The organism is Paraburkholderia sp. GAS334 (assembly GCF_050436625.1).
In the GTDB taxonomy this organism is placed as follows: domain Bacteria; phylum Pseudomonadota; class Gammaproteobacteria; order Burkholderiales; family Burkholderiaceae; genus Paraburkholderia.
Genome location: NZ_JBNDMO010000017.1, coordinates 22,142 through 37,126, shown reverse-complemented (window position 1 = coordinate 37,126; position 14,985 = coordinate 22,142). Strand labels below are relative to the sequence as shown.

The window sequence follows — 14,985 nt, the reverse complement described above, 5'->3', positions numbered from 1 at the left end:
GGCATGTGACCTGCATACCGCGCCGGCCTGTCCGTTCATCTGCCTCTGCAACGTTGCCCCAACGTCGCCCGCTGCACGGGCGAATCCATCTGTTACACATCCCGTTACACGAGATAGTGGGACGCACTGCATCCAGCTGCAGTGCGTGCCCGTACCTGCCGTAAACCCGTTTATGTGCACCGGCAGCGTACATCGCGCGTTGTGGGTAAGAAGCAGGGACGTAGCGTTGAACACGCATGATGTAACACAACTGAAGGTGGTCGCGCGCACACGCGTTGCGCGCGTAATGTGCGCAGGCAGACATCAGAACCAGCGTGCGTTTGCGATTGTCTGATTGACGGAGCATTTATGCTGTATGAGCAGCGAAAGCGTCAGCGATGACGCCGGCTTGAATGCTGCGGTACGGGCCGCGGGGGCTCGCGGAGCGCTAGATTGTAGGTGACCCGAAATTGCTTTGCGAGAGGACGAATGTAACGACGCGGTTACGGGGCGATTTTCGCAACGTAGTTCGTGAAAAAAAATTTAAAAGGGTTTAGGATGAATTCGAGCGATGTTGTTTCCGATTAGCGCGCCGCGCACAGCATCGGTCTAGACTTCGGCGAGGAGGTAGCATGGATATCTACGGCAGTTTCGCGACCCGCTTCGAGAAAACCCGGGAGGATGAACTCTCGCTCGAGGAGTATCTCGCGCTCTGCAAAGACAATCCCGCCGCGTACGCCACGGCAGGCGAACGCATGTTGACAGCAATTGGGGAACCCGAACAGGTCGACACTCGCAACGATCCGCGCATGTCGCGCATCTTCGCGAACAAGGTGATCAAGGTATACCCCGCGTTCCGTGAGTTCTACGGAATGGAAGAAGTCATTGAGCAGGTGGTCGCATACTTCCGGCACTCGGCTCAAGGGCTCGAAGAAAAGAAACAGATTCTGTATCTTCTCGGGCCGGTCGGCGGTGGCAAGTCGTCGATTGCGGAACGTCTCAAGCAACTGGCCGAACGCGTACCGTTCTATGCGATCAAGGGATCGCCCGTGAACGAATCGCCACTCGGGTTATTCGATTACGACGAGGACGGTCCGATCCTCGAAGAACAGTACGGTATTCCACGCCGCTACCTCAAAACCATTCTCAGTCCGTGGGCCGTCAAGCGCCTTCACGAATACAACGGCGACATCCGCAAGTTCCGCGTCGTGCGTCGTTACCCGTCGATCCTCCGGCAGATCGGTATTGCAAAGACCGAACCGGGCGACGAGAACAATCAGGACATTTCTTCGCTGGTCGGCAAGGTCGACATCCGCAAGCTCGAACAGTACGCACAGGACGATGCTGACGCGTATAGCTACTCCGGCGGCCTGTGTCTCGCGAATCAGGGCCTGCTCGAGTTCGTCGAAATGTTCAAGGCGCCGATCAAGGTGCTGCACCCACTGCTCACGGCAACGCAGGAAGGCAACTTCAAGGGCACGGAAGGCTTCGGCGCGATTCCTTTCGACGGCATCATTCTCGCCCACTCGAACGAGTCGGAATGGAAGGCATTCCGCAACAACCGCAACAACGAAGCACTGCTGGATCGTATCTTCGTCGTGAAGGTGCCGTACTGCCTGCGCTACGGTGAAGAAATGAAGATCTACGAGAAGCTCATTCGAAATTCTTCGCTGGCGAATGCCGTATGTTCGCCGGGTACGTTGAAGATGATGTCGCAGTTCTCGGTGTTGACGCGTCTGCATGAACCGGAGAATTCGAGCCTCTTTTCGAAGATGCAGGTGTACGACGGCGAAAACCTGAAGGACACCGATCCGAAAGCGAAATCGTTCCAGGAGTATCGCGATTTTGCGGGTGTCGACGAAGGCATGACCGGTGTCTCGACGCGCTTCGCGTTCAAGATCCTGTCGCGTGTCTTCAACTTCGATTCGACCGAAGTCGCTGCAAACCCGGTGCATCTGATGTATGTGCTTGAACAGCAGATCGAGCGTGAGCAGTTCCCGCCCGAAACCGAGCAGAAGTATCTGTCTTTCGTGAAGGACGTGCTGGCCTCGCGCTACGCGGAATTCATCGGCAAGGAAATCCAGACCGCTTATCTGGAGTCTTATTCCGAATACGGGCAGAACATCTTCGATCGCTATGTGACGTATGCGGATTTCTGGATTCAGGATCAGGAGTTCCGCGACCATGACACTGGCGAGAGCTTCGACCGTGCGGCGCTGAATGCCGAACTGGAGAAGATCGAGAAGCCCGCGGGTATCAGCAACCCGAAGGACTTCCGCAACGAGATCGTCAATTTCGTGCTGCGTGCGCGTGCTGCGAATGCCGGGAAGAATCCGGCGTGGATCAGCTACGAGAAACTGCGCGTCGTGATCGAAAAGAAGATGTTCTCGAACACAGAAGAACTTTTGCCGGTCATCTCGTTCAATGCGAAAGGGTCGGCGGAGGAGCAGCGCAAGCACGAGGACTTCGTCAACCGGATGGTTGCCAAGGGATACACACCGAAGCAGGTGCGACTCCTTTGCGACTGGTATCTGCGTGTGCGCAAGTCGTCATGACATACGAGGCGTATCGCCCGCGTCGCGCAACGGCGCGGGCACCTTGCGAGGCGCAAGCCGCATGGACATGAGGTTGCATGCGCAACTTGCGTCTCGCGCTTCAGAAATTCGAGCGGGAGACCGGGTGTGCTTCATCAAATCATCGACCGCAGGCTGGCAGGCAAGAACAAGAGCATTGCAAATCGCGAACGCTTCCTGCGTCGCGTAAAGAACTATATTCGTCGCGCCGTATCGGAAGCGGTCCGCGACCGTAGCATCAAGGATATCCAGAACACGCAGAGCATCACGATTCCGCGCAAGGACATCGCGGAGCCTTCGTTCCGGCATGGTCCGGGGGGCAAGCGTGAGATGGTGCATCCCGGCAATGCCGACTACATCCGCGGTGACAAGATTCCGCGTCCTGGCGGCGGAGGCGGTGGCGGCGGAGGCAGCAGCGCGAGCAACGAAGGCGAGGGTCAGGACGACTTCGTGTTCGAGCTGAGCCGCGAAGAGTTCATGCAGTACTTCTTCGACGATCTCGAACTGCCGCGTCTTGTGAAGACGCATCTGCTCGCCGTACCGACATGGAAGAGCATCCGCGCGGGTTGGGCGGCCGAAGGCACGCCCAACAATATCGACGTCGTACGCTCATTGCGCAGCGCGCTTGGGCGGCGTATCGCGCTCGGCGCGCCGCTCGTCAACCAGTTGCACGAGATGGAGAAGCAGCTTGAAGTGATGAAGGCTGATCCGGCCGATCGTCGCGAAGAGATCAAGGTGCTCGAAGAGGAAATCCATCATCTGCGCGGGCGCATCTGGCGCATTCCGTTCATCGATCCATTCGACCTGCGTTACGTGAACCGCGTGAAGCAGCCGGAGCCGTCGAGCCAGGCTGTGATGTTCTGTCTGATGGATGTGTCCGGTTCGATGGACGAGCAGCGCAAGGATCTCGCAAAGCGCTTTTTCATCCTGCTGTATCTCTTCCTCAAGCGCAATTACGAGCGGATCGAAGTGGTGTTCATCCGCCATCACACACGCGCTGAAGAGGTCGATGAAGACACGTTCTTTCATTCGACGGAAAGCGGCGGTACGGTGGTGTCGAGTGCACTCGAACTGATGACCAAGGTCGTGGAGGACCGTTATTCACCGAGTGAATGGAACATTTACGGCGCTCAGGCATCGGACGGCGACAACTGGACGGACGATTCCCCGAAGTGTCGCAAGATCCTGGCAGATGACATTCTGACGAAGGTGCGCTATTTTGCGTATATTCAGGTCACGCCTGAAGAGCAGAACCTGTGGCTCGAATACGCGCATCTTGCGCAGACGGCGCCACAGATGGCGATGAAGAAAGTGGAAACGGCGGCGGATATCTACCCGGTTTTCCGGGAATTGTTCGAAAAGCAGGTGGCGACCTCATGACCACGCGACATCTGCACAATGAAGCGCGCGGCTACCAGCCAGAGCGCAGGAAGGGCGCGAAGGAGACGGATTCTGGTCGCGCCGGACCGGCTGCAGCAGTAGCACCTGGGCAAACCGCGGTGCCCGTGGAAGGGCAAAGGGAAGTCCGTATGAACGTTGCCGATAGACGGCCTCTGCCGTGCCCGTCCGACTGGACCTTCGAACTCATCGAAGAATACGATACGCACATCTCCCATGTTGCAGAGCAATATGGGCTTGACACGTATCCGATCCAGCTCGAACTCATCAGTTCCGAACAGATGATGGACGCGTATGCGTCTGTCGGCATGCCGGTGAATTACCGGCACTGGTCGTTCGGAAAGCACTATCTCTCGACTGAAAAGAGCTACCGTCGCGGGCAGATGGGGCTTGCGTACGAGATCGTCATCAATTCGAATCCATGCATCGCGTATCTGATGGAAGAGAACACGATGACGATGCAGGCGCTTGTCATCGCGCATGCGGCGTACGGGCACAATTCGTTTTTCAAGGGCAACTATCTGTTCAAGCTCTGGACGGATGCTCACGCGATCATCGACTACCTTGTCTACGCGAAGAACTATATCGCGGAGTGCGAGGAGCGCTTTGGTCTGGACCGTGTGGAAGAACTGCTCGATTCGTGCCATGCGTTGATGAACTATGGCGTGGACCGTTACAAGCGTCCGCAGAAGCTGTCGCTTTCGAAGGAATCGGCGGCACGTCGCGAGCGCGAGGCGTATCTGCAATCGCAGGTGAACGAACTGTGGCGCACGTTGCCTTCGAAGAAGGAGGCGTTGCCTGAGGAGACGGAGGGTCGTTATCCGCCTGAGCCGCAGGAAAATCTGCTGTATTTCGCGGAGAAGAACTCGCCGCTGCTGGAGCCGTGGGAACGGGAGGTGATCCGGATTGTGCGGAAGGTGGGGCAGTATTTCTATCCGCAGCGGCAGACGCAGGTCATGAACGAAGGGTGGGCGACGTTCTGGCATTACACGTTGCTCAACACGCTCTATAACCAGGGCAAGCTGGAAGACGGCTTCATGATGGAGTTTCTCCATTCACACAGCAACGTGGTGTACCAGCCGCCGGTGACGAAGCCGTATTACAGCGGCATCAATCCGTACGCACTGGGCTTTTCGATGATGAGCGATATACGTCGCATCTGCGAATCGCCTACTGATGAGGACCGGCACTGGTTCCCTGAGCTTGCGGGCAGCCCGTGGCTGGACTCGTTGCATTACGCGATGCGTAATTTCAAGGATGAGAGTTTTGTTGCGCAGTATCTGTCGCCTCATCTGATCCGTGAAATGCGGCTGTTTTCCGTGCTCGACGACGATATGCGGGATGCGCTGGAGGTTTCGGCGATTCATGACGAGAGTGGGTATCAGTACGTGAGGCAGGCGCTGTCGCGGCAGTACGATATGCATCATCGCGAGCCGAATATTCAGGTTTGGTCGGTTAATACGCGTGGTGACCGGAGTTTGACCCTTCGGCATTTTATGAGCGATAACCGGCATCTCTCTGGGGATAGCGAAGAGGTTTTGAAGCATATGGCCAGGCTCTGGCAGTTCGACGTGTTTCTCGAAAGTGTCGATGAGAATGGCACCGTGCGGAAGCGGTATGAATGTCGGTATGTGGCGCCCTTGATCAGGGTTTGATTTTTTTCGGTTTTCTCTGTTTGGGGTTGGTCGTTTTTCTGGATTTTGGTCTTTCCTTGTTTGGCCTTTCCTTGTGTTCATGTCGGTCTATTTGCGTCGCCCCTGTGCGGGGCGGCACCTACTTTTCTTTGTCCTTGCCAAAGAAAAGTAGGCAAAAGAAAGGCGCCGAAATGTCGTCCATTCCGGATTGTGTCGCACGCAGGGAATGGCACCCCATGAAGTGTCGCCCTCGCGCTTCAAGCGGCATGGGTCCGCGCACGATCTGTTTTCCCGCACGGCAGCCTTTGTGACAAAGGGCTCATCCATCCGGCTTCGCACTGCGTGCGTCACCGACCTGCATAACCCGTCCACCGTCACCGCCTGGTAGACCTGTCCGCGACGCGCGCAGCGCGAAGCGGCGTGGATGACAGCCTTGTCACATGCGGTACTGTGCGAGGGGCGGTCTCGTGCGCGGACCCATATCGCCTGGAGCGCGAGGGCGACACTTCATGGGGTGCCATTCCCCGCGTGCGACACAACCCGGAATGGACGACATTTCGGCGCCTTTCTTTTGCCTACTTTTCTTTGGCAAGGACAAAGAAAAGTAGGTGCCGCCCCGCACAGGGGCAACGCAAATAGACCGACATGAATACAAGGAAAGGCCAAAAAAAGCGCGCCTGAAGCAACGCCTATGAACAAGACCGCCCCGCCCAGGGGCAACATAAACGGCCCACGAACCCCAAAAACCCACAAACCAAAACCTTTCATCCGCTAAAATCCGCGACGGGACAAAAAAACAAAACCCCGAGACAGCCGGACAGACAGAAAAAAGCAACGAAAGGAAACCCCAACCCTATGACCGACCACACCATCCTCCAACCCCACGACACCCGTCGTCGAATATTCGCCATCGTCGGCGCCTCGTCTGGCAATCTCGTCGAGTGGTTCGACTTCTACGTCTACTCGTTCTGTGCCCTGTACTTCGCGCCGGCCTTCTTCCCGAACGGCAACACCACGACTCAGTTGCTGAACACAGCAGGTGTCTTCGCAGCAGGCTTCCTGATGCGCCCGATCGGCGGCTGGTTCTTCGGGCGTCTCGCCGACAAGAAAGGCCGACGCGTCGCGATGATGGTCTCGGTCTTCATGATGTGCGGCGGCTCGCTCGTCATCGCCGTGCTTCCCACCTACGCCCAGATCGGCGCGCTCGCGCCCGCGCTGCTGCTCGTCGCGCGCCTGTTCCAGGGCCTGTCGGTCGGTGGCGAATATGGCACCAGCGCGACCTACATGAGTGAAGTCGCGCTCAAGGGCCGTCGCGGTTTCTTCGCGTCGTTCCAGTACGTCACGCTGATCGGCGGCCAGCTCTGCGCACTGCTCGTTCTCGTGATCCTGCAACAAACCCTCTCCACCGAAGAACTGAAAGCGTGGGGCTGGCGCATTCCGTTCGTCGTCGGCGCCTTCGCGGCACTCGTCGCGCTCTATCTGCGTAAATCGCTCGACGAAACCGCGACCGCCGAAAACCGACATCGCAAGGAAGCAGGCACGCTGCGCGGCCTGTGGGTGCACAAGGGCGCCTTCGCGACCGTGCTCGGCTTCACGGCCGGCGGCTCGCTGATTTTCTATACGTTCACGACGTACATGCAGAAATACCTCGTCAACACGGCGGGTATGCACGCAAAAACCGCCAGCAACGTGATGACGGCCGCGCTCTTCGTCTATATGGTCATACAGCCGCTCTTCGGTGCGCTGTCGGACCGCATCGGCCGCCGCACGTCGATGATGCTGTTCGGTCTCTTCGCCACCATCGGCACGGTGCCGCTGCTGCACACGCTCAAGGACATCACAAACCCGTACGCAGCGTTTGGCCTCATCGTGCTGGCGCTCGCGATCGTCAGCTTCTATACGTCGATCAGCGGCCTCATCAAGGCAGAAATGTTCCCGCCGGAAGTACGTGCGCTCGGCGTGGGCCTGTCGTACGCGCTCGCCAATGCAATCTTCGGCGGCTCGGCGGAATATGTCGCGCTGTGGCTGAAGCAGGCCGGCAGTGAACCAATGTTCTACTGGTACGTCACGGCGCTTTGCGCGATTGCAGGCCTCGTGTCGTTCCGCATGCGCGATCCGGGTAAGGAAGGCTACCTGCGTAACGAACCCTAAGCATTGCGCGCTTTTTGTGGCGCAGACAGACGGCGGTTCCGGTATTCCGGCACCGCCGTTTTTCATGGGACCGCAGCGGCAGCAATATCCAGGTCAGCATGCCGTTTATCACTTCAGCAGATAAACGTATCGGATTTGCTTCGTTGACCCCTCGCAGCCGTGTCCGTAGATTGACGGTTTGACGGCGCCCGCTGGCGCTCGCACATCCGACGATCTGACGAAGAGTTTCGCGTGACACCTGCCACTTCCGACTACGCACCCGCTCATCAAGCCGTTCATCAGCCCGCAACCGCCGCTGCAGCGCAACGCATCGAAATCCGCGCATTCGACGCACCCGTGGGCGCCGAAGTGCTGGGTCTCGACCTGAGCCAGCCGCTTTCGGCCGAAGACTTCGCACGTATTCATCGCGCGCATCTCGATCATCACGTGCTGGTGTTCCGCGATCAACGCATCACGCCAGACCAGCACATCACCTTCAGTCGCCGTTTCGGGCCGCTGCAGATTCACGTGCTGCATCAGTTTCAGCTTGCCGGTTATCCGGAAGTGCTGGTGGTATCCAACATCGTCGAGAACGGCAAGCCGATTGGTCTCGGCGACGCTGGGCATTTCTGGCACTCCGATCTGTCGTACAAGGAAAAACCGAGCCTCGGCTCTCTGCTGCATGCTCAGGAGTTGCCATCGGAAGGTGGCGACACGCTCTTCGCCAACATGCATCTCGCGTGGGACACGTTGCCTGCGCACCTGCGCAAAGCAGTGGAGGGGCGTTCGGCCGAACACACCTATCTCGCGAAATACGCGGAATTGCAGAAGCGCAGCCCGTGGCGTCCCAACCTTTCGGCGGAGCAGATCGCACAGGTCAAACCCGTCGTGCAGCCTGTCGTGCGTACCCATCCGGAGACGGGCCGCAAGGCACTCTTCGTCAGCGAACATTTCACGACGCACATCGTGGGTCTTCCCGAAGACGAAAGCCGTCAACTGCTCGAAGCACTTTTCGCGCACAGCGTGCGCCCGGAGCATCTCTATCGCCACGTCTGGGCCGAACACGATCTCGTGTTCTGGGACAACCGTTCGCTGATGCATCTCGCCGCCGGCACGCCCGACCATCTGCGCCGCAAGATGTATCGCACAACCATCGAGGGCGATGCGCCGTTCTGACGGCATCCACGTCCGCGCCCCACGCCTCTCACCCACGCACACTGGAGTTCCAATGTTCCCGTTTCGCCCGGCCGCTGTGCGGTCGCCTGCACGCTCGTCCTTCGCGCGCCGGTTCGCCGCCGCCTGCCTCACGCTTTCGGTTGGCGTCGCGGGTCTCGGCGCGGCCACGCCAGCGCATGCAGAAGGACAGATCCGTATCGCCGAGCAGTTCGGCATCGTCTATCTGCTGCTCAATGTCGCGCGTGATCAGCAACTGATCGAGAAAGAAGGGCGCAAGGCGGGGCTCGATATCAAGGTCGACTGGGTGCAACTCTCGGGTGGCTCGGCCATCAACGATGCGCTGCTGTCCGGTTCGATCGACATCGCGGGCGCCGGCGTGGGTCCGTTGCTGACGATCTGGGATCGCACGCGTGGCCGGCAAAACGTGAAAGGCGTCGCTTCACTCGGTAATCTGCCGTACTACCTCGTGTCGAACAATCCGAACGTGAAAACGATCGCGGACTTCACGGAGAAGGATCGTATCGCGTTGCCGGCCGTCTCGGTTTCGGTTCAATCGCGTGTATTGCAGTTCGCTGCCGCGAAGCGCTGGGGCGAGAAAGATTTCAACCGGCTCGACAAGCTGACGCAGGCCGTTCCGCATCCGGATGCCGCCGCCGCGATCATCGCCGGCGGCACGGAAATCACCGGGCATTTCGGTAATCCGCCTTTCCAGGAACAGGAACTCGCCAGCAATCCGAAGGCGCATATCGTGCTGAATTCGTACGACGTGCTGGGCGGACCAGGCTCGGCGACCGTCCTCTACGCAACGGAGAAATTCCGCAATGAGAACCCAAAAACATACCGCGCGTTCGTCGATGCGCTCGCTGACGCGGCGCGTTATGTCACGGCCAATCCCGACGCCGCGGCCGATACCTATATCCGCGTGAACCATTCGAAGACCGATCGCAATCTGCTGCTGTCGATCATCCGCAACCCGCAGGTGCAGTTCAAGGTCGCGCCGCAAAACACGTTGCCGCTCGCGCAGTTCATGTATCGCGTGGGTGCGATAAAGAACGAGCCGAAATCATGGAAGGACTATTTCTTCGACGATCCGGCTACCGCTGCCGGCAGCTAGATCGCCGCCGATGACGCGCACAAACATCGCATCACGCGTCCAGACAGGGCGTGGCAACAGCGTTTCCGGTGCTTATGCGCCAGCATGTATTGAATATGCGCAATCATTGGTTGGTGTACGCACGCGGGGCCCGTATGGTGTCGTTTTGCCTTTACGGTGTCCCATCGTGAACGTTACGACGCATGTGCCATTCGCCGAAGTGCTACCGCGAGGAGTCGCGTAATGGTGGCCAATCCTTCGATTCTTTTCCCTGACGCCGGGGTTCAGGCAACCAGCGAAGCCGGTGCCCAGCATAGCGAACGGCTGCTTGCTGTCGATAGCGTGAACCTCGAATACCGCACCCGCGAACGCATCGTGCGCGCGACGCATAACGTGAGCTTCGACGTCTACGGCGGCGATCGCTTTGTGCTGCTCGGGCCGTCGGGTTGCGGCAAATCGACGTTGTTGAAAGCGGTCGCCGGTTTCATCCAGCCGCATTCGGGCACGATCTCGCTCGACGGCGAACCCGTTCGCGGACCCGGTGCCGATCGCATCGTCGTGTTTCAGGAATTCGATCAGCTGCCGCCGTGGAAAACGGTGCTGCAAAACGTGATGTTTCCGCTGCGCACGGCGAGAAAACTCGGTCGCGCGGAAGCGAAGGAACGCGCGCTGCACTATCTGGACAAAGTCGGTCTGGCGTCGTTTGCCGACGCGTATCCGCATACGTTGTCAGGCGGGATGAAGCAGCGGGTCGCGATCGCGCGGGCGCTCGCCATGCAGCCGCGTGTGCTGCTGATGGACGAACCGTTCGCCGCGCTCGACGCGCTCACGCGACGCAAGATGCAGGAAGAACTGCTGCGTCTGTGGGAAGAGGTGCGTTTCACGTTGCTGTTCGTCACCCATTCAATCGAAGAGGCGCTGGTGGTCGGTAACCGGATTCTGCTGCTGTCGCCGCATCCGGGGCGCGTGCGAGCGGAACTCAATAGCCATCAATACACGCAGGACAGCTTCGGGCGTGTCGACTTTCAGCGCAGCGTTGCGCACATTCACCGCCTGCTGTTCGAAGAGACGGAGCCCGTTCAATGAGTACGCCCGCCACCTTGTTGCCGCCGGTTCGGCCCGAATACGAGCGCCCGCCGGAATTGCCCGATGACGTTGTCATCGAAGCGCCGTTACCGCTCGCGCGGCGCCTCATCGCGCAGTCGTGGCTGCGCAAGACGTTGATCGCGCTGGTGCTGATTGCCGTGTGGGAAACAGCGGCTCGCGTGTTGAACAACGATCTGCTGCTACCGACGTTCGGCGCAACGTTGAGCGCGTTCGTGCAGGGTGTGCTGTCCGGCGAACTGCTGCAGAAGACGGCTGTTTCGCTGTCGGTTCTGGTGCGCGGCTATCTGCTTGGCGTGCTGTTCGCGTTTCTTTTGACGTCGCTAGCGGTATCGACGCGCATCGGCCGCGATCTGTTGTCGATGCTCACCGCGATGTTCAATCCATTGCCGTCGATTGCGCTGCTGCCGCTTGCGCTGCTGTGGTTTGGCCTTGGCACTGGAAGCCTGCTGTTCGTGCTCGTGCACGCCGTGCTGTGGCCATTGGCGCTCAATACGTATTCAGGTTTTCAGGCCGTGCCGGAAACGCTGCGGATGACCGGGCGCAACTACGGCCTGGGCGGTCTGCGTCACGTGACGCTGATTCTCGTGCCGGCCGCGCTACCGTCGATTCTTGCCGGATTGCGGGTGGGCTGGGCATTTGCGTGGCGCACGCTGATCGCCGCTGAACTCGTATTTGGCGCAAGCAGCGGCAACGGTGGCCTCGGCTGGTACATCTTCCAGAATCGCAACGAGCTCTATACCGACCGCGTATTCGCGGGCCTTGCCGCGGTGATTGCGATTGGCCTCCTCGTCGAGCATCTTGTGTTTGACACGCTTGAGCGTGCGACGGTGCGTCGTTGGGGTGTGCAGCGTTGAAAAGCGCGTGACCATCGTGGATCAGATCAGGCGCACCGTTTGCAGTTAGCGCGGTTTGAGCGTGAGCATCGAACGCGAGATCATCATCAGATGATAGTAGAGCCGCATGCTGAAGCCGTAGTTATAGGCGAACAGATTTTTAGCGGCGATACGCAGCCCTTTGACGGGATCGTGATTGCGCGAGTAAACCGAGACGACGATCGGCACAATGCGTCGCAACGCGAGCTTGCGCGCCGGTTCGAGTTGCCGGTCGAGACGCAGGTTGTCGATGAACGCATACGCCGACACCGAAGCCGCGCTCGTCGAACGTTTGGTCGTCGTCGAAATCGACACATCGGTCTTGCGATAGAACGATACGTATTCGTTGAGGTAGTACACGCGCCTCGCCGCAAGACATAACTCGACGCCGAATACATAGTCGCAGCACATGCCGTACTGTTCCTTGTAACTGATCCGGCGCACGAGATCTGCGTTCGCCATCCAGCCATTGTTAGGGAACATCTGGATCAGACCGGTGCGTCCAGGCGGCTGCTGCAAACCTTCAGCGCTTTTCGTGCGGTAAAAATCGGCATTCAACCGGTCGCTCGCTTCGCGATCGACGTGTCCCGCCTGATCGACTTCATACTGGTTGGCAAACGCGACCTCGAGATCGGGATGGCGATCCCAGAGCGAAACCAGGCGTTCGACGCCATCGGCGACGAGATAGTCGTCGTCGTGGATCAGCAGTATCTTGCTGCCAACGGCGCGCGCGAAGAGACTCGACACATTACGTGCCTGCCCGAGCGAAGGGGTGTTCCTCACATACCGGATGCGCGGCTCGTGCTGATAACGCGTCGCGATCAACTGCTGCGTGCGGTCATCTTTCGAATCGTCGCCGATCAGGATCTCGACGTTCGCATGTGTCTGCGCAAGGCACGATTCGATGCACTCGACAATGAGGTCGGGGCGATTGCAGGTCGGCAGACAAATGGAGACCTTCGTTTGCGTCGTCATCGGGTTCGCCTTATGTCGTGAGTCAGTGTTCGTGCAGGGTCAATACAGTGCGCTTCCATGACGAACTACTCGCCATGCGATACCAGGGTAGCCCAAAAAAAGTCGAAAAAAATCCTCAATAAATCGGCCAAAAAACCGGATTCCCTGCAATCGCCCGCCCTGTAACGCTCGCGCTGCACGGTGCCTGCTGACTTGTCGGGCGCGGGATGTTTGCTGGCAGCAGGACGCGGGGCCGGTTAATACCGCCCTTTTACATGTGAGCCGGATGGGCAGTGACATACTGGCATCAATCAAATGACATTCATGCTCTGGATGGAATTGGGCCTGGCGAACAGAATCCTTCCCGTGCGGTGCTGGCCGCGGTTCACTGGAGAGAAAAATGTTCGCGATTACCGGAATTACAGGGCAGGTTGGGGGTGTTGTGGCACGGCATCTGCTGGCGACGCAGCAGGATGTTCGCGCCGTGGTGCGTGATGCGAAGAAGGGTGCAGCGTGGGCAGAAGCGGGCTGCGACGTGGCGTTCGCCAGCATGGACGACGGCGAAGCATTGACCCGCGCATTGGCGGGCACCGAAGGCGTATTCATTCTGCTGCCGCCGAATTTTGATCCGTCGCCGGACTTTCCGGAGTCGCGCCGGATCGTCGCGACATTGCGTAGCGCACTCGAAGCCGTGAAGCCCCCAAAAGTCGTGTGTCTTTCGACAATCGGCGCTCAGGCGGAACAGACAAACCTGCTTCAGCAACTGCAGATCATGGAACGGGAACTCGGCACACTGTCGATGCCAGTCGCATTCTTGCGGGCCGCGTGGTTCATGGAAAACGCCGCATGGGATGTCGAGCCAGCGAGCACAACCGGCATCATGCCGAGCTTTCTTCAACCGCTAGACCGACGGGTGCCGATGGTCGCGACCGCCGATGTCGGTCGCGTGGCGGCGATGCTTCTGGGAGAGACGTGGTCTGGCCGTCGCGTGGTGGAACTCGAGGGCCCGGCGCGCCTCAGCCCCAACGATCTTGCGACGGCCTTCGGTCATCTGCTCGGCAGGGACGTACGCGCGCAAGCGGTGCCGCGCGATACGTGGGAATCGTTGTTCCGCGCGCAGGGCATGCAGAATCCGGCGCCGCGAATCCAGATGCTCGACGGTTTCAACGAAGGCTGGATCAGGTTCGAAGCCCCAGAGGGCGAAACGATGAAGGGCGCCGTGACCCTCGAAACGGTACTGCGGGGGTTGATCGAGTGCGCAGAATGAGCGCATCAGGCACTATATCGATGCGAAACCCGGAAAGCGCGGGCGGCTGGCGGGATCTGGCGTGGCAACCTGATCGCGGGAGGAATCGTGCACACGATCGAATACCGTTTTTCGACGACGTGGCGAATCGAGGCGCCGTTGCCTGCGGTCTGGGCCGCCGTCCACGATTCGTCGCGCTGGCCGCGATGGTGGAAAAGCGTCGAACGCGTCATCGAGGTCGCGCCGGGAACCGGCGAGGGCGTGGGTGCCGTGCACCGCTATATATGGAAGGGCGCATTGCCTTACCGGCTTGTGTTCGACATGCAGGTGACGCGTATCGAGCCCCTTGTCGCGCTGGAAGGCGACGCCTCGGGCGATGTACAGGGAACCGGTCGCTGGTTTTTTTCACACGATGGCAGCGCGACGATCGTGCGTTATGACTGGCACGTCCGTACAAGCCGGCCGTGGATGAATCTGCTCGCGCCGATAGCGCGCCCCGTTTTTCAGTGGAATCACGACGCGGTCATGCGCGAAGGCGGCGAATCCCTCGCTCGTCTTCTTCACGCACGTCTGCTTAGTATTGACCACGCGTGAAGCGGTTTGCGTCTCCTTACGGGTCCTCGTGTGCGATATGCAAGGCTTCCGACGAAGACAACCCCTGGCCCATGTATTCAATGAGCCGCGCCGTGCGAGCGCCCGATCCGAAGAGATCGTGTAACCCTTTGCTGTGGCGGCTGCGAGCGAGACCAACAAACCGTTACTGAATAAACCTTGCTTCGAAGGGCCCAACAGCGTACTGTGGGGGCCGAAGTTCAAGAAGGTC

General features: G+C 59.1%; 11 protein-coding genes. 10 read left to right on the top strand and 1 reads right to left on the bottom strand.

Annotation, left to right across the window (positions count from 1 at the left end; genetic code table 11):
• The first annotated feature begins 611 nt into the window (after positions 1-611).
• From P3T21_RS26015 to P3T21_RS25980, 8 genes are all read left to right on the top strand, one after another.
• Positions 612-2,534, top strand: a complete 1,923-nt coding sequence (locus tag P3T21_RS26015) for a PrkA family serine protein kinase (RefSeq protein ID WP_429258839.1) — start codon at positions 612-614, stop codon at positions 2,532-2,534.
• A gap of 126 nt (positions 2,535-2,660) precedes the next feature.
• Positions 2,661-3,932 (top strand): YeaH/YhbH family protein, encoded by a 1,272-nt coding sequence (locus P3T21_RS26010; protein ID WP_429258838.1) that lies wholly within the window; start codon positions 2,661-2,663, stop codon positions 3,930-3,932.
• Positions 3,929-5,605: a SpoVR family protein gene (locus P3T21_RS26005; RefSeq protein WP_429258837.1), complete on the top strand. Its 1,677-nt coding sequence runs from the start codon at positions 3,929-3,931 to the stop codon at positions 5,603-5,605. Before P3T21_RS26010 ends, P3T21_RS26005 begins: the two co-directional genes overlap by 4 nt.
• A gap of 834 nt (positions 5,606-6,439) precedes the next feature.
• Complete coding sequence (locus P3T21_RS26000; RefSeq protein ID WP_429258836.1) at positions 6,440-7,735, top strand: MFS family transporter; 1,296 nt, start codon at positions 6,440-6,442, stop codon at positions 7,733-7,735.
• Positions 7,736-8,044: 309 nt separating this feature from the next.
• Positions 8,045-8,890: a TauD/TfdA dioxygenase family protein gene (locus P3T21_RS25995; RefSeq protein WP_429258940.1), complete on the top strand. Its 846-nt coding sequence runs from the start codon at positions 8,045-8,047 to the stop codon at positions 8,888-8,890.
• Between the two features lie 52 nt (positions 8,891-8,942).
• Positions 8,943-10,004 (top strand): ABC transporter substrate-binding protein, encoded by a 1,062-nt coding sequence (locus P3T21_RS25990; RefSeq protein WP_429258835.1) that lies wholly within the window; start codon positions 8,943-8,945, stop codon positions 10,002-10,004.
• 222 nt (positions 10,005-10,226) lie between these two features.
• A complete protein-coding gene (locus P3T21_RS25985; protein WP_429258834.1) occupies positions 10,227-11,069 on the top strand; it encodes an ABC transporter ATP-binding protein in 843 nt (280 codons plus the stop codon).
• Positions 11,066-11,944 (top strand): ABC transporter permease, encoded by an 879-nt coding sequence (locus P3T21_RS25980; protein WP_429258833.1) that lies wholly within the window; start codon positions 11,066-11,068, stop codon positions 11,942-11,944. The genes P3T21_RS25985 and P3T21_RS25980 overlap by 4 nt, the downstream gene beginning before the upstream one ends.
• A 45-nt stretch (positions 11,945-11,989) precedes the next feature.
• Here the strand turns inward: P3T21_RS25980 and P3T21_RS25975 are convergent, their stop codons facing one another.
• Positions 11,990-12,937 (bottom strand): glycosyltransferase family 2 protein, encoded by a 948-nt coding sequence (locus P3T21_RS25975; protein ID WP_429258832.1) that lies wholly within the window; start codon positions 12,935-12,937, stop codon positions 11,990-11,992.
• Between the two features lie 379 nt (positions 12,938-13,316).
• On the opposite strand from P3T21_RS25975, the gene P3T21_RS25970 reads away from it, so the two are divergent.
• Both P3T21_RS25970 and P3T21_RS25965 read left to right on the top strand, forming a co-directional pair.
• Complete coding sequence (locus P3T21_RS25970) at positions 13,317-14,183, top strand: NmrA family NAD(P)-binding protein (protein WP_429258831.1); 867 nt, start codon at positions 13,317-13,319, stop codon at positions 14,181-14,183.
• A gap of 87 nt (positions 14,184-14,270) precedes the next feature.
• A complete protein-coding gene (locus P3T21_RS25965) occupies positions 14,271-14,756 on the top strand; it encodes an SRPBCC family protein (protein WP_429258830.1) in 486 nt (161 codons plus the stop codon).
• Positions 14,757-14,985 lie beyond the last annotated feature (229 nt).